Below are 20,806 nucleotides of genomic sequence, written 5' to 3'. Positions count from 1 at the left end.
AGTCGCTTGGGCGCGATCCCGAACGCCGGCGGTGATGCAGCAATATTATATGAAACGGCCATAACGGGCAAGAATATGCCAATCGGCAGTTCCATCCCGTAACGCTGCTGCGCAGATTCGGTTCCAGGCCGTGCATCGCGGATCATGCCCGGTTCGCCGCAGCGTGGGTAACGGTTTGGCAACGACGACCAGACTATGGCGTGCGCCGCAGCGTGCTCCTGCCGGGCACGCCAAGCAAGGACACCTTATGCCGCTCGGCTTTCGCAAGGCCATTCGCGATGCCCGGAACGCGCCGTCCACTTCGGGTGAGGCGGTGCGTGCGCCGGCGCCCGACCGCGCGCTGGTGCTGGGCGAGGTCGAGATGCTGGGCATCGGCATGTTCTGGGCGACCGATGCGCAAGGCAATCTGAGTTTCCTGTCGCAGCGCGCGCTCAGCGATCTGGGCCGTGACAGCGAGGACCTGATCGGCCAGCCGCTGACCCAGGTGTTTCACGATCTCGACGAAGAGGACGGCGGCCCGACGCAGCGCAGCCTCGCCTTCAAGCTCAAGGCACGCTCGCGGCTCGATGAACAGATTGTCGCGGTCCCAAACGGGCGCGGCACCACCCGCTGGTGGCGCCTGAACGGCCGGCCGTTGATCGATGAGGCGGGCGCATTCCAGGGTTATCGCGGCAGTGCGGTCGATATCTCGTCGCAATATGTCTACGAAACGCAGGTCGCCCGGCAATCGCAAGTCGATGAACTGACCGGGCTTGCCAACCGCCGCAAGCTGGGCGAGCGGCTCACGGCGATGCTCGCGGCCTTCCGCGTCAGCCGGCGCAGTTGCGCGTTGATGATGCTCGACCTCGACCGCTTCAAACAGGTCAACGACACGCTGGGGCATCCCGGCGGAGACGAATTGCTGCGTCAGGTCGCGCAGCGGCTGACCGCGATCGTCGGCACGCATGGCGAAGTGGGCCGGCTGGGCGGCGACGAGTTCCAGGTGTTGCTGCCCGACATGGACGACCGCGGCACGCTGGGCGAACTTGCCAGCCGCATCGTCCAGTCGATCTCGCAGCCCTATCAGGTCAATGGCCGGCGCGCGATCATCGGCACATCGGTAGGCATAGCGATTGCGCCCTATGACGGGGTCGAGGCGGACGAACTGACCCGTTCTGCCGACATGGCGCTCTACAGCGCCAAGGAGACACGCGGCGGCACGTTCTGCTTCTTTAAAAGCCAGTTGCGCGAAGCCGCCTCAAAGACCGCAGTGCTCGGCGAACGCTTGCGCGATGCGGTCGACAAGGGCGAGTTGAACCTCGCCTACCAGCCGCTGGTCGATCCGGTGACGCATGAGGTCAAATGCTTCGAGGCGCTGCTGCGTTGGCACGACACCGACGAAGGCGACATCAGCCCGGCGCAGTTCATTCCGGTCGCCGAAAACGACGACATGATCATCCGCATCGGCGAAATGGCGCTGCGTCAGGCGTGCCTCGATGCGCTCCAATGGCCGCCGTCGATCCGGGTCGCGGTCAATGTTTCGGCCAAGCAGTTCGTGCGCCCCGGTTTCCGCAAGGTCGTGGCAAATGCGCTGCAATCCTCGGGCCTGCCGGCCGGGCGGCTCGAACTGGAAATCACCGAGAGCGTGTTCGTCGGCGACCTCGACACGGTCGACAGCGTGTTCCGCGATCTCAAGAAGCTGGGCGTGCGCCTGTCGCTCGACGATTTCGGGACGGGCTATTCCTCGCTCGGCTATCTCAAGCATGGCCATTTCGACAAGATCAAGATCGACCAGAGCTTCGTGCGCGGCTGCACCGAGAACGGCGGCACCAACCCCGCGATCATCGCCGCGATCGTCGCCCTTGCGCAGGCGCTCGGGATGGAGACCGTGGCCGAAGGCGTCGAGGCGATGGACGAATTGAACCTCGTGCGCGAACGCGGCGCCAATCTGGTGCAGGGCTACATCTTCTCGCGCGCGATCACGCAGGCCGAGGTGCTCGAACAGTTCGCGCAAGGCTCGAGCCTGTTCCGCCCCAGCGGCCCGCCGCGCCACCGCGCGGAACGCATTACCATCTTCCGCAAGGTGGGATTGATCCACGAGGATCACTACTACGACGTGATCCTGCGCAACCTGTCAAAGACCGGCGCGCGGATCACGGGCCTTGCCGGGGTGCCGGTGGGAACCGATGTCGTGCTCGATCTGGGGCATGGGCAATTGGTGGTGAGCAAGGTCGTCAATGCGACCGAGAACAGCCAGGGGCTCCAGTTCGAGACCGCGCTGATTGCGGATGGCAGCGGCGGGTTCATGACCCGGCACCGGATTTCGCCCTATTCGCTCGCCGAAGCGGGCATTCCACTGGCCGCGCTGGGCGCTGGGGCCTTCCCGCTCGCCAAGTGGCGCGATGCGCACAAGACCATGCCCAGATTCATCCAGCTGGCCTTGAGCATGCCGAGCCACTGATCGAACGTAAACGCGGCGCATGTTTCACGTGAAACACCGCCGAAACCCGCGCGCAAAGGCGTGTTGGCAGGGGTCTAAAAGGGTCAAGGCAGGGTCTGGACGGGGTCGGACCCGGGGCGAGACCTAGCCGCGCCCGCGATAGCCCGGCACGCCCTGATCGGGCAGCCACAATCCTTCGGGCGGCTGGCCCGATTGCCAGAACACATCGATCGGGATGCCGCCGCGCGGATACCAGTATCCGCCGATCCTGAGCCATTGCGGGCGCATTTCCTCGAACAATCGCACCCCGATCCCCACGGTCACATCCTCGTGGAAACCGTTGTGGTTGCGGAACGAGCCCAGAAACAGCTTGAGGCTCTTGCTTTCGACGATCGTCTCGCCCGGCACGTAATCGATCACCAGATGCGCAAAATCGGGCTGGTTGGTCACCGGGCACAGCGAAGTGAATTCGGGGCTGACGAAGCGCACCATATAGGTGAGGCCGACTCGCGGATTGGGGACGTAATCGAGCACCGCTTCCTCGGGCGAGGTCGGCAGCGGGGTGTCCTTGCCCAGAAACTGCGGGGCGGGCTTTGCAGCAGGTGTGGTATCCATGCCGCGCTGTTGCCCCGATCCGCCGCGCTTCGCAAGCCGCGAACTGGACGAAGGGCGCAACCTTTCTCTATGGGGGACAGGCAGGGTTCAGCGATGCGACTGCACAGAGGCGATGCCCCGTGCCGCACGATTGCTCTGCTCCCTTTGATTTCGCCCCGCTTCTTACCTTACTGCACCGAGCCCCTGCCCGCGCCATGATCCGCCTGCCTGCCCGCGTCACTTTTCTTGCGGCCGCCGCGCCCGCCGCGCTGCTGGCCTTTGCCCCGCTGCCGCTCGCTGCGCAGACCTTCAGCCTGCCGCCCGCCAGCCCGACCCCGACGCCCGCCCCCGCCGGCCCTGCGGACGAGCGCGCGGGCGTGGCGATTCCGCCGCGGGCTGCGCCAACCGCAACGCCCACCGCGACCCCGACACCGACACCGATTCCCCTCCCCACCCCGCTTCCGACAAGCGCGCCCACCAGCGCGCCGCGTCCGGTGCCCACGGCCACCGCACCCGCGCGCACCGCGCCGGGCGCTGGCGGGGTTCCGGCCCCGCAGACCGGCGCCGCTCCCGCGCCCTCCCCCGCGCCCGCACCGGATGGGATCATCGCGCCCGAAGATAGCGGCACCGCGGCCCAGACGCTTCCTCCCGCGCCATCGACGCTTCCCGGAAACGCGCCCGACATCGCCGCGCCCGCGCCCGCGACCGACCCGGTCGGGCAAAGCGCATTCGGCGATTGGTGGCCCTATCTTGCGGGCGGGCTTGGCCTGCTGACACTGCTGGGTGCAGCGCTCCTGTGGCGCCGCCGGTCTCGGCCTGCGGCAATGCGGATCGCGCCGCCGCTGGCAGGCCTGCGCGCCGAAACGCCCGCCGCCGCAGCGCCGCCGCGGCTCGACCTCACGCTCGAAATCGCTTCGGCGACGCGCAGCCTGATGATGTTCACGGTGGAATACCGCTTGGTCATCGCCAACCGTTCGGACCGCGCGGTGAATGATGCGCGGATTGCGGTGCAACTGGTCTGCGCGCGCACGAGCGGCGGCGCGGGGCCTTCGGCGGGCGCGGCGCAGGCGTTGGCCGATGCCGGGCGGATCGGCCCGCATCAGGCGCGCACCGTCACCGGCACGGTGCAACTGCCGCTGTCGGCGATCACCCCCTTGCGGCAGGGCCAGACCCCGCTGTTCATCCCGCTCGCGCATGTCACGCTCGAAGGCGACGGCCTGCCTGCGCAATTGCGCAGTTTCGTCATCGGCACGCGCAGCAACAGCGGACGGGTGCATCCGATCGCGCTCGACGTGCCGCCGGGCGGGATTGCCGGGCTGATCGCGCAAGCCGTCGCGGTGCCGCCGGCCGAACAGGCCGCCTGATACCTTAGAGATACGGGCGGCCTTTGCGCAGGCTTTGCAGCATCGCCCCGCGCACGCTAGAATGCGGGGATGACCCAGCTTCCCGCCTCGCTCGTTTCGACCCAATGGCTTGCCGATCATGTTTCGGCCCCCGGTATGGCGCTGCTCGACGCATCGCACCACCTGCCTGCCGCCGGGCGCGATGGACAACGCGAATTTGCCGCGGGCCACATTCCCGGCGCGCGGTTCCTGGGGCTGGCCAGCCTGTTCGATGGCAGCTCGCCCGTCCCCTATGCCGCGCCGACCCCCGATCAGCTCGCCGCGCGGCTCGCGCTGCTGGGCGTCGGGCCGAGCGATGCAATCGTGCTGTATGATGACAGCGCGCTGCGCAGCGCGGCGCGCGCGTGGTTCGTGCTGACTGCGGCGGGGTGGGAGAATGTCGCGATACTCGATGGCGGCCTTGCCAAGTGGCGCGCCGAGGGCCGCAGCCTCGAAACGGGTGAAGGTCACGGCGATCCGGCCACCCCCGCTGCCCTGCGCCCGCTTGCCGCCGTGCGCAGCAAGGCCGACATGCGCGAAAACCTTGGCACGGGCCGCGAACAGGTGGTCGACGCGCGCACCGCCGACCGCGTTTACGGCACCGGGATCGATCCGGTGCATGGCCTGCCGATGGGGCGCATTCCCGGCGCGCTCAACCTGCCCTTCACTGCCGTGCTCAATGATGACGGCACCTACAAATCGCCGACCGAAATCCGCAGCGCCTTTGCCGACGCCGGGATCGATCTCGATCGCCCGATCGTGGCGAGCTGCGGCAGCGGGGTGACGGGCAGCGTGCTGTTGTTCGCGCTGCACCTTGCCGGCGTTCACGATTACGCGCTTTACGATGGCAGCTGGAGCGAATGGGGCGCGGACCCCGATACGCCCAAGGCGCAGGGGCCCGAGGGCGGAGCCGCCGAAGCGTGAGCGGCGCGGGGGACGATCGCCATCTGAAACCCGCCAGCCGCCTCGTGCGCGGCGGGCGGCGTGCCGAATGGACCGGGCCGGTGGTGAACCCGCCCGTGTGGCGCGCCTCGACGCATCTTTATGCCTCGGATGCGGAACGGCAGGCGGCGGGCGGCAACAATGCCGACGGGCAGTTCTTCTATGGACGGCGCGGGGCACCGACGCAGTGGGCGCTGGCCGATGCGCTGACCGGATTGGAGCCGCAAGCGCACGGCACCGTGCTTTATCCCAGCGGTGTGGCCGCGGTTGCCGGCGTGATGCTCGCGGTGCTCAAACCGGGCGACCGGCTCCTGATGGCGGACAATGCCTATGACCCCACGCGCAGCATGGCGACCGGATTGCTCGCGCGGTTGGGGGTGGAGACGACCTTCTTCGATCCGCGCGACCTCGATGGCTTTGCCGCGCTGGTCGCCGGTGCGCGCGGTGTGTGGCTCGAAGCGCCGGGCAGCCTTACCTTCGAGATGTGCGATGTGCCCGCGATTGCGGCGCTGGCCCGCGATGCGGGCGCGGTGACGATGATCGACAACACCTGGGCCAGCCCGCTGGGCTTTGCCGCGCTCGACCGCGGCTGCGACATCGTGATGATGAGCCTGTCGAAACATGTCGGCGGGCATTCCGACCTGATGATGGGCAGCGCGAGCGCGGGCAAGCGCTGGTATGCCGCGCTGCGCCGGGTCAGCCATGAATTGGGGCAGGTCGTCTCGCCCGACGATGCGGCCCTCGCCGCGCGGGGCTTGCGCACCATGGGCGTGCGGCTGGAGGCGCAGACGCGCTCGGCCCTGCGGATCGCGCAGTGGCTCGAAGCCCAGCCGCAAATTGCGCGCGTGCTGTGCCCGATGCTGCCGTCCGACCCCGGCCATGAATTGTGGCGGCGCGATTTCACCGGGGGCTGCGGATTGTTCGCCTGCGTGCTGGCGAGCGACGATCCCGCCGCCTCGGCGCGGGTTGCCGATGCCTTGCAGATGTTCGGGATCGGTTACAGCTGGGGCGGGTTCGAAAGCCTCGCGCTGCCGATCCGCCCGGCCGATTACCGCAGCGTGATGCCCGCCACCGACGGCGCGCCGGCACTGCGCCTGTCGATCGGGCTGGAGGATGAAGGCGATCTGATCGCCGATCTCGCCCAGGCGCTGGCGCAGGTCTGATGGCCGCCTTGCTCAGACCCGCGCCCGCCGCCTCCGCTACGCCTGCGCCTGAACCCGCCGCGCCCGGCGGGGTTGCGGGCGCCGATATCGTGCGCGAGGATCTGGCCGAACGCTCGCAGACCATCGGCGGGATCGCCGACCGGCTCGACAGTTTCGCGGTCGAACTGGGCACCTGGCGCGTGTCGCTGTTCGATGTGATCTTTGCGGTCGCCGCAGTGCTCTTGGTGCTGGCTGCGGCGATGATCGCGACCCGGCTTGTTCGCAGCGCCTTGCGGCGGATCAAGGGGCTCGACGGCACGCAGACCGTGCTTGCCGAAAAGATCGCGACGATCGTGATCTGGACCGCGACCTTCCTGATCGGGATCGACCTGCTGGGCATCGATCTTACCGCGCTGACGGTGTTTTCGGGCGCCTTCGGCCTTGCGATCGGGTTCGGCCTCCAAAAGACCTTCGGCAATCTCATCGCCGGGATCATCCTCTTGCTCGACAAGTCGATCAAGCCGGGCGACGTGATCGCGGTGGCCGACCAGACCGGCGCGCAGACCTTCGGCCAGATCCGCCGCATCGGCATCCGCGCGGTCTCGGTCACCACGCGGGACGAGCGCGAATACCTGATCCCCAACGAAAACCTGATGATCAATCAGGTCGAAAACTGGTCCTATTCCTCGCGCAATGTCCGCGTGCAGGTGCCCGTCGGCGTCAGCTACGGCGCAGATATGGCGCTGGCCGAAAAGCTGATGCTCGAAGCGGCTGGGGCGGCGCGCCGGGTGCTCACTGATCCGCCGCCTTCGGTGTGGTGGAGCGGGTTTGGCGAGAACGCGGTCAATTTCACGATCCACTGCTGGATCAACGACCCCGAGGAAGGCACGGGCAACGTCAAGAGCGACGTGCTGCGCCGATTGTGGGCGGCGTTCAAGGAACACGATATCGCCCTGCCCTACCCCCAGCGCGACATCAATCTGAAGGAGAGCGACGCGCTCAGCCAGCTGATCGCCGCGCTCGAAGCGCGCCAGCCGCCGCCCGCGCCCGCACCCCCGCAATAGTTTCGCTTCACGCCTGCCAACCCATTCTCGCTGGAACGGATTGCAGCGCTCGCCCATTTGCTACGGGTATGCAGAAAAGCGGCACCATCTATCTCGTCGGCGCGGGGCCGGGTCCGGTGGACCTTCTCACCCTGCGCGCGGCGCGCCTGATCGAAAATGCGCGGCTGATCGTCCATGACGGATTGATCGGCCCCGACATTCTCGGCCTCGCGCGGCCCGATGCGCGGCTCGTCAGCGTCGCCAAGCAGCGCGCGCGCCACACCATGCCGCAGGAAGAGATCAACGCGCTGCTGATCCGCGAAGCGCGCGCCGGGCACGATGTCGTGCGGCTGAAGGGCGGCGATCCCTTCATCTTCGGGCGCGGCGGCGAGGAAGCCGAGGATGCGCGCGCTGCGGGCGTGCCGGTCGAAATCATCCCCGGCATTTCCGCGGCCAACGGCGCTGCGGCGGCGAGCGGAATCGCGCTCACCCACCGCGATGCGTCGAGCATCGTCAGCTTCGTTGCGGGCCAGTGCAAGGGCCTCAGCGAACAGGACTGGTCGGGTCTTGCGGGCAAGGGCCGCACGCTGGTGATCTACATGGGCGTTTCGACCGCCGCAGCGATCGCCGACAAGCTGATGGCCGATGGCCTTGCCCCCGATATGCCGGTCGCGGTGATCGAGAACGCCGCGCGCCCCGAAATGCGGGTGCTGCGCGGGCTGCTCGCAGCCCTGCCCGATCTGGTCGAACGCGAGGCTGTGAAAAGCCCCGCCCTCATCGTCATCGGCGAGGTGACCGCCCGCGCGGATATTGCGCTCGCCGCCATCGCCCAAAGTGCCAAGGAACAGGCTGCACAATGAAGATCCTCACCGGCAACGACTTGCGCAGCGGCGCTGTCACCTGGTGGACCGGCACCGGCTGGTCGCTATCCGTCGACGATGCCGTGGACGTGGGCGACGCGGCCACCGAGATCCTCGCGCGCGAGGAAGCCGCGCGCCGCGTCAACGTGCCTTACGCCATCGAGGCGACCATCGACGCTGCTGGGCATGTCCGCCCGGCGCATATCAAGGACCGGGTGCGCGCACTCGGCCCCACCGTGCGGCGCGATCTGGCCGTGCCGACTGCCGCCAAGACCGGCTGGGACTGGGTGATCTGATGTATAGATATGACCAATACGACCAGGCCATGGTCGATGCCCGCGTCGCCGAATTCCGCGATCAGGCCCGCCGCCGCTTGGAAGGCAAGCTGACCGAGGACCAGTTCAAGCCGCTGCGGCTGATGAACGGGCTCTATCTGCAACTCCACGCCTACATGCTGCGCGTCGCGATCCCCTATGGCACGCTCGATGCGCGCCAGATGGAGATGCTGGCCGACATCGCGGACAAGTATGACCGCGGCTACGGGCACTTCACCACGCGGCAGAACATTCAGTACAACTGGATCAAGCTCGAAGACACCGCCGACGCGCTCGCCGATCTGGCGACGGTCGAAATGCACGCGATCCAGACCAGCGGCAATTGCATCCGCAACATCAGCTCCGATCACTTCGCGGGCGCTGCGGCGGACGAGGTGATCGACCCCCGCCCCTATGCCGAGCTGATGCGCCAGTGGTCGAGCTTCCACCCCGAGTTCACCTATCTGCCGCGCAAGTTCAAGATTGCGGTGATCGCATCCGAGAAGGACCGCGCGGCGATGCGGCTGCACGATATCGGCGTGCGGATCATCAGCCGTGACGGCGAGATCGGTGCGCAGTTCTATGCCGGCGGCGGCATGGGTCGCACCCCGATGATCGCGCCGCTGATCCGCGACTTCGTGCCGATCGACCAGTTCATCACCTATGCCGAGGCGTGCCTGCGCGTCTACAACCGCTACGGGCGGCGCGACAACAAGTACAAGGCGCGGATCAAGATCCTCGTCCACGAGCTTGGCGCGGCGGAATATATCGCCCAAGTCGAAGAAGAATTCGCGCACATGCTCAGCGTGGGCGTCGAACCTCCGGCTGAGGAACTGGCGCGGATTGCCGAATATTTCGCCCCGCCGGCCTTCGTCGACGGACCCAAGACGATCGACCGCTCGAACCCCGATTTCGCGCTCTGGGTCGATCGCAACACGCATCGGCACAAGCACGATGCCTATGTCTCGGCGGTGATCAGCCTGAAGCCCGCCGGCGGCATCCCCGGCGATGCCACCTCGGAGCAGATGCGCGTCGTCGCCCGGCTCGCACGCGAATACTCGTTCGACGAGCTGCGCGTGATGCACACGCAGAACCTGTTGCTGCCCCATGTGCGGATTGCCGATCTTGCCGCAGTCTATGCCGCGCTGGAGGCCGCAGGGCTTGCCGCGCCCAACATGGACACGATCGAGGACATCATTGCCTGCCCCGGCCTCGATTATTGCAGCCTCGCCAATGCGCGCTCGATCCCGCTTGCCCAGCGCATCTCGGAGCGCTTCGCACAGACGGGCCGCACCGAACAGGTCGGCGAGTTGAAGCTGAAGATCTCGGGCTGCATCAACGCCTGCGGGCACCACCACGCGGGCCACATCGGCATCCTCGGCGTCGACAAGAAGGGAGTGGAAAATTACCAGCTCTCGCTCGGCGGGTCGGAGGCCGAGGACGTCAGCCTCGCCAAGATCACCGGCCCCGGTTTCGATGAGGATGGCGTGATCGCCGCGGTCGAGAAGGTGACCGATGTCTATCTCGCCAAGCGCGAGCAGGGCGAGCGGTTCCTCGATACCTACCGCCGCATCGGCATGGAGCCGTTCAAGGAGGCCCTGTATGCCTGACGCCCGCGATCTTGGCACCTCGCCCGACGAGGTGCAGTTCCGCTTCCGCGACGACGAGCCGGTCGATCACGGCACGGTGACGGTCGATGCCGCGCTTGAACAGACCAACGCCAATGCGGTCAGGATCGAGCCGGGCGACGATGCACGCCTGCTGCTGCCGTTTCTCGATCGCCTTGCGCTGATCGAGGTCAACTTCCCCAGCTTCGGCGACGGGCGCGGCTACTCCTCGGCCCGCATCCTGCGCGAAGCGGGCTATACGGGCGAACTGCGCGCCGTGGGCCAGGTGCTGATCGACCAGCTTTCGCACATGCGCCGCTGCGGCTTTGACAGCTTTGCCCCGGACAAGCGCCTCAACGAAGAGGACGCCGCGCGCGCCTTTGCGACGTGGGAGAACGTGTATCAGCGCGCCGTCGATGGGCGCCGCACCATTGCGGACAAGCGCCATGAAGCCTGAGCTGGGCCTGTCGGGCGCGGCGCGCACGCGCGACAGGCTCGATCTGTCGCCGCGCTTTACCGAGCATGATGCCTTGCGCCTGAACCGGATGTTCCGTGGCAGTTCGACGCAGGAAATGCTCGAAAGCGTGATCCGTGACCGCTTGGCCGGCGATCTGGCCGTGGTGTCGAGCTTCGGGGCGGAAAGCGCGGTGCTGCTGCATCTGGTCGCCAGCGTCGATCCCACGGTGCCGGTGCTGTTCCTCGACACGGGCAAGCATTTTGCCGAAACGCTCGCCTACCGCGATCTGCTGGCAGCGCGCCTCGACCTCAACCTCGTGGTGCTGACGCCCGATCCCGAAGACCTCGCAAAGCGCGACGAGACGGGCTTACGCTGGTCCTACGATCCCGATGGCTGCTGCGAAATCCGCAAGGTCCGCCCGCTCGAACAGGCGCTGGCGGGGTATGATGCGAGCTTCACCGGCCGCAAGGCGTTTCAGGCCGCAACGCGCGCCAATCTGCCGCGGTTCGAACTCGATACCTCGGACGCGCAGGGACGGCTCAAGATCAATCCGCTGATCGACTGGTCGGCGGACGATATCAACGCATGGTTCGAAGCCCACGACCTGCCGCGCCACCCGCTGATCGCGCAAGGCTATCCGTCGATCGGCTGCTCGCCCTGCACCTCGCAGGTGGCCGAGGGTGAAGACCCGCGCTCGGGGCGGTGGAAAGGCTGGGACAAGACCGAATGCGGCATCCACAAGCCAGGCGAGGAACCGTTTTTGTAAGGGCGCTTTCGCAAGGCACGGCAATGCGTTAGCCTGCCGCCATGTTCGCCCTGCTCCTCGCCGCCACCCAGCCCGCCGAACCGGCGTCCGCACCCGATTGCTCCTATGACCTTGAGGCGATGCTCGCGCTGAACCGCAATGCCTTCGATCAGGACATGGGCGGCGGCTGGCGGACGCTGGCGAACAAGGACGGCTGCGAAATCGCTGCCGCCGAACTGATCCGGGCCTGGCGGCACGAAAAGCGCGATCACGCGCATATCCTCTATTGGCACGAAGGCCAAATGCGGGCGTACGGCGGGCAGACCGTCGAAGCGATTGCGCTATTCCGGTTGACCTACAAATCCGCCGAGGAGGATGCCGAGTTTGGCTGGAACCACTATGTTTCCGGCTCCATCGCCTTTCTCACCGGTGATCGCGACAAATTGCACAAGTCGATCGAGGGGCTGAAGACAATTCCAAAGCCGGCTGGAGAAATGTTTGGCCCCGATGGTAAGCCCATTAGCATCATCTGGCCGCCCAATCTCAATGTGCTGGAGGCCTTCGAGCGGTGCTGGGGCAAGCCCTACAAGGAAGCCTATGGCACCTTTGCCTGCGCCGCGCCCGGGTTCTAAAGCCAGCCTTCGCGGCGGTACCATTCGGCGGTGGCCTTCAAGCCCTCCTCGCCGTTGATTGTCGGCTGCCACAGGCCCGGCGGCGGCTTGCGGTCGAAGCGCGATACCCAGTTGGGATGCGCCATGTAGCCCACCCGGTCCGCGGTCAGCCGCGCGCGGTCGCCGCGCATGATCCGGTCGGCCTTGGCGGCGGCATCGAGCACGCGGCGCGGGAGATGCGGTGCGAAGATCCGGCCCCGCCCCACGGCCCGCCCGATTGCGGCGGCCAATTCCTTATGGCTCCACCCGCCCTCGCGCGCGTCGTCGGGCTCGTAGAGCTTCTTGCGCGTGGGCGCAGGATTGGTGCCGGCGAGAGCGACCAGCAGCGCGGCCAGGTCATCGACATGGATGATCGAACTCGCCCCGCCCGGCGGCAGCGGCACGAAGCCCCATTTGGCGGTGCGGAACATCTCGAGGTAGTCGACATCGCGCGGGCCATAGACCCCGGGCGGGCGCACCGTCGTCCAGTCAAGCCCCGAGGCTTCCACCAGCGCCTCGGCGCGCGCCTTGGAGGCGCCATAGGCCGACAGATCGGGCTGCCGCGCAGCGAGCGAGGAGACGAACACCAGCCGCCGCAGGCCCGCCCCCTGCATCGCGGCAAGCACATTGGCGGTGCCGGTGACATTGGCGGCCTCGAACGCGGCCGGATCGGGGGTGTTGGTGAGGCCTGCGACATGGATCACCGCATCCGGCCCCGCCACCAGCGCGGCCAGCGCGGCGGTATCGGAAAGGTCGCCGCGCACCCATTCGACGCCTTCGCGCGGGCGCTGATCGCGGCGCGTCAGTGCGCGGCAGGTGTGCCCTGCCGCCAACGCGGCATCGATCACCGCATGGCCCACAAACCCGGTCGCGCCGGTGATCGCCAGCAGGCTCACAGCAAGACCATGTGGTCGCGGTGGATCACGCAGGATCGCGGCGCATAGCCCAGCCGATCGGCCTGATCCTCGGCGCGGCGGCCCGCGATCAGCTGCATTTCGGAAGAGTCGTATTCGGCCAGCCCTTGCGCCAGCCGCTCACCGCGCAGGGACAGGACGCTGACCAGATCGCCGCGCCGGAATTGCCCCGACACGCCGACCACGCCCGCTGCCAGCAAGCTCGCCCCGCCCGCTTTCAATGCCTCGGCGCAGCCCTTGTCGACGCGCAGCTCGCCCGCCGGGGCAAGCCGCCCGCCAAGCCACGCCTTGCGCGCATTGTCCGCGCGCACGGGCAGGAACAGCGTCCCGGTGCCCGCCCCCAGCGCGTGTGCGATCGGCGCATCATGCGTTCCGTTGAGGATCGCGAGCGCGATCCCGGCGCGCGTCGCGATCTGTGCCGCCTGCAACTTGGACACCATCCCGCCTGAGCCGAGGCCGGAGGACGAGGCGCTGCTTGCCATCGCCATCACTTGCGGCGTCACCGCCTCGACCACCGGGATCAGCGCCGCGCCCTCTGCCCGCGGGTCGCGGTCATACAGCCCGTCGACATCGGACAGCAGCAGCACCAGATCAGCGTTCGCCGCCTGCGCAACGCGTGCGGCCAGCCGGTCGTTGTCGCCGAAGCGGATTTCCTCGGTCGCGACGCTGTCGTTCTCGTTGATGACCGGGACCACGCCGGCTTCCAGCAACCGGTCGAGCGTCGCCGAGGCGTTGAGATAACGCCGCCGGTCTTCCAGATCGCCCAGCGTCAGCAGCATCTGCGCTGCCGTAATGGCGTGTTCGCCCAGCGCACGGCTCCACAGATCGGCAAGCTGGATCTGCCCCACCGCGGCCGCCGCCTGCGCATCGGCCAGACTGCCGCGCCCGCCCTTGGGCAGCGCAAGCCGCGCCGCGCCCAGTGCAATCGCGCCCGAACTCACCACGATCACCTGCGCGCCCGCTTGCCGCAATTGCGCCAGATCACCCGCCATGCGGCCGAGCCAGCCTGCACGCGGCTGCCCGCCGCCCACCAGCAGCGCCGAGCCGATCTTGACCACGATCCGGCGCGCCGAAGCGATATCGGACAGCCGCGTCAGCATGACCGCCTCACCATGATTGCGTTACAGCGGCGACCACGCGGGCGCTTCGTCCTCGTCCTCGATCTCGACCGCCTTGGTTTCGGTGGCGGTGCGATCGGGCAGGTAGCTGAGCACCGCGTCGAGCAATTCGGGAATGCCCGCGCCGGTGATGCCCGACACCGCGAACACCTTGTCCGCGCCGGCTTCGAGCAGTTCCTTGCTGTAGGCTTCGACCAGTTCGGCATCGGCAAGATCGAGCTTGTTCAGCACCACCAGCCGCGCCTTGTCTTCGAGGCCTGCGCCATAGGCGATCAGTTCGTCCTCGACGATCCGCATCGCTTCGGCGGGGTCGGCATCGTCGGTGCCGGTAATGTCGATCAGGTGGATCAGCACCCGGCAGCGTTCGATATGGCCAAGGAAACGGTCACCGATCCCGACGCCTTCGGACGCGCCTTCGATCAGGCCCGGAATATCCGCAAGCACGAATTCGCGGCCCTTGTGGCGCACCACGCCAAGCTTGGGCACCAGCGTGGTGAAGGCGTAATTGCCGACCTTGGCCTGCGCGTTCGACACCGCGTTGATAAAGGTCGATTTGCCCGCGTTGGGCAGACCCACAAGCCCGACATCGGCGAGCAGCTTGAGCCGCAGCCACACCCAGGCTTCCTGTCCGGGGATGCCGTCCTGATGCTGGCGCGGGGCGCGGTTGGTCGAGGTCTTGTAGCTGGCGTTGCCGCGCCCGCCCATCCCGCCTTCGAGGAAGACGACCCGCTGGCCGACCTCGACGAAATCGAGCAGCACCTCGCTCTTGTCTTCGGACAGGACCTGCGTGCCGACGGGCACCTTGATCACCAGCGACTTACCGCCGGCGCCGGTGCGGTCCTTGCCCATCCCGTGGCCGCCGCGCGGGGCCTTGAAGTGCTGCGAATAGCGGAAGTCGATCAGCGTGTTGAGGCCCGCGACCGCTTCGAACACGATATCCCCGCCGCGGCCGCCATTGCCGCCGTCGGGCCCGCCATATTCGACGTACATCTCACGCCGAAAGGAGACGGCCCCGGGGCCGCCTCCACCGGATTTCACATAGATCTTGGCTTGGTCGAGAAAATGCATGGCGCGCGCATAGGCAATTTTTGCTGCAAATGCGAGCGATACTGTCTTGTCGCCCCAGCCAACGACCCGCGAACCTCAAAAACGCGCTTCGATCCCCACGACCGCGCTGCGGCCCGGCGACACAAAGCTGAACACCTGTTCGTATTCCTCGTCCAGCAGGTTTTCGGCGCGGGCAAAGGCGGCGATGCTGTCGTTGAGCTTCACACGCGCGTTAAGGTTGACCAGCGTGTAGTCATCGAGGCTCACTCGCACCGGCACGAAGCTGGGATCGGTGAAGGCGACATCGGGGGTCGCGCCGTTGTGGCGAACCACCAGCGTTGCCGAGGCGGCATCGCCGGGCGCCTCCCAGGTCAGCGCGGTGCTGGCGATGTGACGCGGCCGGCGCACCTCGCGCACGCCGTTCTCCTCGGCATCGAGATAGGAATAGGCCGCATCAAGGCGCCATTGCGGCGCCAGCCTCGCCGAGAGCGCGACTTCGATCCCGCGCTGCGTGCTGGTGGTGGTGCGGTTGGCGGGGGTGGCGATGAAGTTCGGGGGCGGGAACGTGGTGAAGATTTCGCCGTCGAGCTCACTGTCGAAATATGTCACCGCAAGGCTGGCGTTGTCGCCCAGCTGCTGATCGATGCCCGCTTCCCACCCGGTCGATTTTTCAGGGCGCAGCGCAGCGTTGCCGATGAAGCGTCCGTCGACGAAGCCGTAAAGCTCGAAGAAGCCGGGGTTTTTGACCCCGCTGCCCGCCGCCGCGCGCAGCCGGGTGCTTTCGGTCAGGCGATAGCCTGCGCCCACGCGGAAGGTGGTGGCATCGCGGAACAGGTCGTTGATGTCGTGCCGCAGCGCCGCGGTGAGATCGAAAGCCTCGCCGGTGTAGCGATATTCGCCAACCAGCCCGACCTGCTCGATTTCGCGCCGCTCGTCGAACACGAAGCCGCCCGGCGTTGCATTGCGGAAGCCTTCGACCTCGTAATCGGCGGCGAAGGTGAGGTTGTGCGCGTCGGCCACGTTCAGTGCGCTGACATAGGACACCTTGAAGCGGTCGCCCTCGCTTGCCGAAGTGATGCCGAAGGGGCTGTCGGTCTCGCGGCTGACATTGGCGATCTGCGCGGAAAGGTCATGCGTCCAGCGCCCGTCCAGCGTGCCAAGCCGTGCACCGGCGAGCGCATAGACCGCCTCGTTCGTAAAGGCGACGCCGGGGCTGTCGATGATGAAGCCGAAGGTGGGGCTCGCCGGGTCGAAATCGCTGTCATTGGTCTGGCCTTCGGTGCGGATGAAGCGCGCGGCGGCGCGCAGCGTGACCGCATCGCCCACCGCAACGCTGCCCTTGCCCGCCAACGTGTAGCTGTCGCGCCCGATATCGCGCGTGCCGCCGCGCGCATTGGGCTGGCCATCGGTGCTGACAACCACGGCGGAAAGCGCCGCGTCCCAGCTTTCGCCGGAAGCGCCGTAACGCAGCGCGCCGTTCACCGTGTCATCGGTGCCGCCCTCGATTCTTGCGGAAAAGCCCGGCCGCGCGCGGCCGGTGGCGCTGTCATAGGCGATCACGCCGCCAATCGCGTCGGGGCCGTAGAGCGCCGATTGCTGCCCGCGCAGCACTTCGAGGCGCGCGCCGGGTTCGGCCTGCAGCGTGCCGACATCGAACTCGCCCGCGAAGGGATCGGACACTTCGATCCCGTCGACCAGCACGAGGACGTGATTGGCTTCCGAGCCGCGCAGGCGAATCTGCGTCTGGCCCGCGACGCCTGCGACCGCGATGCCGGGCACATCGCGGAGAATATCGGCGACGTCGCGGGTCTGGCGGTCTTCGACCTGTTCGGCGGAGATCACGAGCGCGGAGCCGGTGAAGCTGTCACGCCCCAGCAATCCGTCGCGGCTGGCCGAAACCAGAATTTCCTCGCCGGGGTAGCACAGCAATTGCTCGGCGTCAGGTGTTTCGGTGCTGCCAGTCACATAACATTGACCGCGCGCGCGGCCGTCGTCCTGCGCCATTACCGGCGCAGCCCAAACCAGCGCCGCCCACGCGACGCTGTTCAACAATGCAAAATTCTTCACGGATTCCTCCCGTCATCAGCAACATGGTGGCCGCAAGAGAGGCGATCCGTCCCCCGTGCAGCCCAGCGATGTCGCTCACAACGAAAGTGTCTTGTTTCCGCGCCTGGCCAACCCCTGAGCCAAGCAAAGAGCGACACGCCCCGGTCGGTCTCCTGGCTCACGGATCAACGCATGGGATGCTCGCCTTCCCGGATGGTCCGAAGACCCCCAGTGGCTGCCCTTCGAAAAGGGAGCGCACCCCGCACTCACCGCTTACAGTTGCAGGGACAGCTGCGGATTCAAACCGCATTCCCGTTACCGAAACGCAGGCGCGCGATAACGTCCCGTCGACCGGACGGCAAGGGGCGGATACCAGCGCAAGAATGATAGCTGTGGTTCGGCGCGACGCGCCGCAAGGCCGATCGGCCGCCCGAGCTTGTGCGAGGAGAGCCAAGCCGAACGGACGTCCGCCACCCTGCGTTTGAGGGCCGGGACAAAAAATCAGATATCTGGCGAAGCTGGAGAACTGGTGGAGCCGAGGGGGATCGAACCCCTGACCTCGTCATTGCGAACGACGCGCTCTCCCATCTGAGCTACGGCCCCGTTCCAGTTCGCTGTGCGCCCCGCAGGGTGGGTACTGCCGGGCGTGGGGGAAGTATTACTGCCAAGCAAAAGGGCTGGCAACGGCGATTTTGCCAGCCCTTTCAGTCCTTGGGTCTACTTGCCCGAAGCCCCGCCCGTGGCCGGCGCGATCGGCTGGACGACCGGCTGCGAGGTCACGCCTTCGGTCACCGGGATCACCGGCACCGCAGCCCCGGTTTCAGGGTCGATCACGGTCTGTGCTGCGGGCTGGCTCGGTGCAACCGCGATCCCTGCGCGGTGTTGCTGCACCGCGACCCAGCCGGGCTGCGATGCGCCATAGAGCGTGCCCCACTTGGCATCCCACTGCGCCGATGCCTGCTGATAGGCTTCGTATTCGTCGAAGAAGGTTTCGAACGGCACCATCAGCCCGCTGAAATTGTCCTTCGCAAAGGCGAGCGGATCGGTCGGCGGGGTGATGATCGCCCGGTTCGCCATGTCCAGCGCGGCACGGCAGAACCCGGCGCGCGCGGCCGGTTCGGCGAAGAAGTTATAGACCTGCGTGGTGTAACCATCGCGCGCGACGATCGCATCGCGGCGCACGCGGTAACGGCTGGTATAGCTCTTCTCGATCCGGTCGTTGACCGCCTTCAGCCCCTTGACGTTCTTGGTCAGGAAAGCGCGGTAGCTGTCGAGGATCGGCTGGTATTCCGGCGCGAGGCAATTGAGCGCGGCGACATTCCAGGCCGAGCGCAGGTTCCAGACCAGCTGATCGTCGGACAGGTTGGAATTGACCGTGATCCGGCGCCCGTCGGCCCCGCGTGCCGGCAGATTCATCACGTAATAGGCCCCGCCCGGCGGCAGCGGACGATAGGGCACCGCTTCGACCACCGCGGGCGGCGGCGGGGGCGGCGGGGGCGGCGGCGGCGGAGCGGGCGTGGCGCAACCGGCCAGCGCGCCGGCACCCATCATCAGCGCGGCAAGCGCTGCGCGCAGGCGCGTAGGGGGCGTGGTGGCAGGGGCAAGGGCCAAGGGAAGGTTCGTATACGGGGCCGCGCTCGTCAAAGGTCTCTCTCCTGCTGCAAGGGGATGATCGGATTGCCTGCGCGGCGGTGCGCAGGCTAACCCTGTGTTGCAGCCTAAGCCCTTGGGATAGCCTAGCAAGCTAACAAAGCAAATGCCCGAGACCTTGGGAAGGCCCCGGGCATTCGATATTTTTTCATTCTTCCCGCAGGCGTTGGCCCGCGCAAGGCACGCGATTATTCGCGGTTGCCCATGAAGCTGAGCAGGAACTGGAACATGTTGATGAAGTCCAGATAGAGGCTCAGCGCGCCGAGCACGACGGCCTTGCCGGCAAATTCGGTGCCGCGCAGATATTCATACTCGTTCTTCAGGCGCTGCGTATCGTAGGCGGTGAGGCCTGCGAAAATCAGCACGCCGATGAAGCTGATCGCGTAGTGGAACGCGGGGCTCTGCAGGAACAGGTTGATCACCATTGCGACCAGGAGGCCGATCACCCCCATGATCAGGAAGCTGCCGAGACCCGACAGGTTCTTCTTGGTGGTGTAACCGAACAGCGACAGGCCGGCGAAGGCCGCCGCGGTCGCGAAGAAGGTCGTGGCGATCGAAGCCCCGGTGTAGACCAGGAACACCGACGACAGCGACAGGCCCATAAGGACGGCGAAGCCCCAGAACATCAGCTTGAGCGTGCCGGTGCTGAACTTGTTCGCGCCGAAGCTCATCGCGAACACCACGATCATCGGCGACAGCGCGACGATCCAGCGCAGCGCGCCGCCCGAAAAAATCGCCGCTGCAGTGCCGGTGGTGAACGACAACAGCGCAACGATCCCGGTCAGCAGGATGCCCGAGGTCATGTAATTGTAAATCGAGAGCATGTGCTTGCGCAGGCCCTCGTCAAAGCTCACGCGGCTATCGACGCTGCCCCCGGCCCGCGGAACGGAGCCGAACCGCTGCGCACTGCGCGGAGAGTCATTCCAGTCAGCCATTGCGAAACCCTTAGCCTTTCCATGTCCGAGCGCGCGAGAACGTCGGCGCTCTTCGTCCGGCGAATATCGGGATTTCCGCAGCGCTTTTCAAGGGAAACCGGATTGCAAAGCATGCAATCCGTTCAGCTTTGCATAGGCCTTGGTTAACCCTGTCGCGAAAGCGCCGCACCCTTTGCCGCGGTGGCGCGCAAGGTTTCGGTCAGCAGGCGGCGCAGCGCCATGTCCCGGTCGAGCACGTCGAGCCCCTCGCGGGTCATTCCGCCGGGGCTGGCGACGCGGTCGGCCAGTGTCGCGGGGCTCGCATCCGAGCCGGCAGCGAGCATCGCCGCGCCCTCGACCGTGGCGAGCGCAAGAGACGAAGCGGTCGGCGCATCCAGCCCCAGATCGATCGCCGCCCCCGCAAGCGCATCGATAAAACGATAGACGAAGCCCGGCCCCGACCCGGCGAGCGCAGTGACCAGATCGAACTGCGCCTCGTCGTCCAGCCACACCGCGCTGCCCAATTTCCCGAACAGCGCGAAGGTTTCGGCGCGCGCGGCCGCGTCCAGCCCGCGCTCGGCGAGGATCACCGGCGACTTGTTGATACGCGCAGCAAGGTTGGGCATCACCCGGACATGCGCGGACGCTTGGGGGAAGGCAGCGGCAAGCTGCGCACAGGTAATCCCGGCCAGCAGCGAATAGACATTGCGGCCCGCGGTCAGGCCCTGCAGCCCCGACCCCAGCGCCGCCAGTTGCTGCGGCTTGAAGCCCAGCAGCACCGCATCGTGATCGCCCGGCAGCGCGGCGGCATCGCGGTAGAGCGCGACGCCTAGCGGCGCCTCGGGCAAGGCGGGGTCGAGCACGCTGAACCGCGTCGCCGGCTCGCCCGCAGCGAGCCAACCGGCCAGCATCGCGCCGCCCATGTTGCCGCAACCGGTGATCAGCAGGTGCGCCACCGCAGC

At 67.0% G+C, this 20,806-nt stretch carries 19 protein-coding genes, 1 tRNA gene and 1 riboswitch; of the genes, 11 read left to right on the top strand and 9 right to left on the bottom strand.

From position 1 onward, the window contains the following. The first annotated feature begins 247 nt into the window (after positions 1-247). The gene (locus tag A9D12_RS09045; protein ID WP_068351044.1) at positions 248-2,440 is read left to right on the top strand and encodes a putative bifunctional diguanylate cyclase/phosphodiesterase; all 2,193 of its coding nucleotides are present in this window, start codon (positions 248-250) and stop codon (positions 2,438-2,440) included. A 123-nt stretch (positions 2,441-2,563) separates the two neighbouring features. On the opposite strand, the gene queF is transcribed toward A9D12_RS09045, so the two are convergent. Next, positions 2,564-3,034, bottom strand: coding sequence for a preQ(1) synthase (gene queF / locus A9D12_RS09040; RefSeq protein WP_068351042.1), 471 nt, complete (start codon positions 3,032-3,034; stop codon positions 2,564-2,566). A 194-nt stretch (positions 3,035-3,228) separates the two neighbouring features. On the opposite strand from queF, the gene A9D12_RS09035 reads away from it, so the two are divergent. The 10 genes from A9D12_RS09035 to A9D12_RS08990 all read left to right on the top strand — a co-directional run bounded on the left by A9D12_RS09035 (position 3,229) and on the right by A9D12_RS08990 (position 12,137). Next, on the top strand, positions 3,229-4,377 hold the full coding sequence (locus A9D12_RS09035; protein ID WP_068351040.1) for a hypothetical protein: 1,149 nt from the start codon (positions 3,229-3,231) through the stop codon (positions 4,375-4,377). Positions 4,378-4,446: 69 nt separating this feature from the next. After that, positions 4,447-5,319, top strand: a complete 873-nt coding sequence (locus tag A9D12_RS09030; RefSeq protein ID WP_068351039.1) for a sulfurtransferase — start codon at positions 4,447-4,449, stop codon at positions 5,317-5,319. Then, the gene (gene metC, locus A9D12_RS09025) at positions 5,316-6,500 is read left to right on the top strand and encodes a cystathionine beta-lyase (RefSeq protein ID WP_068351036.1); all 1,185 of its coding nucleotides are present in this window, start codon (positions 5,316-5,318) and stop codon (positions 6,498-6,500) included. Before A9D12_RS09030 ends, metC begins: the two co-directional genes overlap by 4 nt. Continuing rightward, complete coding sequence (locus A9D12_RS09020) at positions 6,500-7,543, top strand: mechanosensitive ion channel family protein (RefSeq protein WP_068351034.1); 1,044 nt, start codon at positions 6,500-6,502, stop codon at positions 7,541-7,543. Before metC ends, A9D12_RS09020 begins: the two co-directional genes overlap by 1 nt. A 68-nt stretch (positions 7,544-7,611) precedes the next feature. Then, complete coding sequence (gene cobA / locus A9D12_RS09015) at positions 7,612-8,382, top strand: uroporphyrinogen-III C-methyltransferase (protein ID WP_068351033.1); 771 nt, start codon at positions 7,612-7,614, stop codon at positions 8,380-8,382. Then, positions 8,379-8,678: a DUF2849 domain-containing protein gene (locus A9D12_RS09010; RefSeq protein WP_068351030.1), complete on the top strand. Its 300-nt coding sequence runs from the start codon at positions 8,379-8,381 to the stop codon at positions 8,676-8,678. The genes cobA and A9D12_RS09010 overlap by 4 nt, the downstream gene beginning before the upstream one ends. Then, the gene (locus tag A9D12_RS09005) at positions 8,678-10,306 is read left to right on the top strand and encodes a nitrite/sulfite reductase (protein WP_068351029.1); all 1,629 of its coding nucleotides are present in this window, start codon (positions 8,678-8,680) and stop codon (positions 10,304-10,306) included. The genes A9D12_RS09010 and A9D12_RS09005 overlap by 1 nt, the downstream gene beginning before the upstream one ends. Next, positions 10,299-10,760, top strand: a complete 462-nt coding sequence (locus tag A9D12_RS09000; RefSeq protein WP_068351028.1) for a DUF934 domain-containing protein — start codon at positions 10,299-10,301, stop codon at positions 10,758-10,760. Before A9D12_RS09005 ends, A9D12_RS09000 begins: the two co-directional genes overlap by 8 nt. After that, a complete protein-coding gene (locus A9D12_RS08995) occupies positions 10,750-11,526 on the top strand; it encodes a phosphoadenylyl-sulfate reductase (protein WP_068351026.1) in 777 nt (258 codons plus the stop codon). The genes A9D12_RS09000 and A9D12_RS08995 overlap by 11 nt, the downstream gene beginning before the upstream one ends. A gap of 41 nt (positions 11,527-11,567) precedes the next feature. Further along, positions 11,568-12,137 (top strand): hypothetical protein, encoded by a 570-nt coding sequence (locus tag A9D12_RS08990; RefSeq protein ID WP_068351024.1) that lies wholly within the window; start codon positions 11,568-11,570, stop codon positions 12,135-12,137. On the opposite strand, the gene A9D12_RS08985 is transcribed toward A9D12_RS08990, so the two are convergent. From A9D12_RS08985 to A9D12_RS08950, 8 genes are all read right to left on the bottom strand, one after another. Next, the gene (locus A9D12_RS08985; RefSeq protein ID WP_068351018.1) at positions 12,134-13,051 is read right to left on the bottom strand and encodes an NAD-dependent epimerase/dehydratase family protein; all 918 of its coding nucleotides are present in this window, start codon (positions 13,049-13,051) and stop codon (positions 12,134-12,136) included. The genes A9D12_RS08990 and A9D12_RS08985 overlap by 4 nt on opposite strands. Continuing rightward, the gene (gene proB, locus A9D12_RS08980) at positions 13,048-14,169 is read right to left on the bottom strand and encodes a glutamate 5-kinase (protein WP_068351014.1); all 1,122 of its coding nucleotides are present in this window, start codon (positions 14,167-14,169) and stop codon (positions 13,048-13,050) included. Before proB ends, A9D12_RS08985 begins: the two co-directional genes overlap by 4 nt. Positions 14,170-14,190: 21 nt before the next feature. Then, on the bottom strand, positions 14,191-15,255 hold the full coding sequence (gene obgE, locus A9D12_RS08975; RefSeq protein WP_068351011.1) for a GTPase ObgE: 1,065 nt from the start codon (positions 15,253-15,255) through the stop codon (positions 14,191-14,193). Between the two features lie 75 nt (positions 15,256-15,330). Further along, entirely contained in the window at positions 15,331-17,301 is a 1,971-nt protein-coding gene (locus A9D12_RS08970) for a TonB-dependent receptor plug domain-containing protein (protein WP_068351009.1), read from the bottom strand. Between the two features lie 125 nt (positions 17,302-17,426). Then, positions 17,427-17,618, bottom strand: a riboswitch (cobalamin riboswitch). Positions 17,619-17,807: 189 nt separating this feature from the next. Further along, a tRNA-Ala gene (locus A9D12_RS08965) sits at positions 17,808-17,883 on the bottom strand. Positions 17,884-17,997: 114 nt separating this feature from the next. Next, positions 17,998-18,891, bottom strand: a complete 894-nt coding sequence (locus A9D12_RS08960; protein WP_231889587.1) for a hypothetical protein — start codon at positions 18,889-18,891, stop codon at positions 17,998-18,000. A 227-nt stretch (positions 18,892-19,118) separates the two neighbouring features. Then, the gene (locus A9D12_RS08955) at positions 19,119-19,865 is read right to left on the bottom strand and encodes a Bax inhibitor-1/YccA family protein (protein WP_068351007.1); all 747 of its coding nucleotides are present in this window, start codon (positions 19,863-19,865) and stop codon (positions 19,119-19,121) included. 143 nt (positions 19,866-20,008) lie between these two features. Next, positions 20,009-20,800, bottom strand: coding sequence for a pyrroline-5-carboxylate reductase family protein (locus A9D12_RS08950; RefSeq protein WP_231889586.1), 792 nt, complete (start codon positions 20,798-20,800; stop codon positions 20,009-20,011). Between the last annotated feature and the right edge of the window lie 6 nt (positions 20,801-20,806).

This window comes from Erythrobacter neustonensis (genome assembly GCF_001663175.1).
Taxonomy (GTDB): Bacteria; Pseudomonadota; Alphaproteobacteria; order Sphingomonadales; family Sphingomonadaceae; genus Erythrobacter; species Erythrobacter neustonensis.
This window is presented reverse-complemented; position numbering and strand designations above follow the sequence as displayed.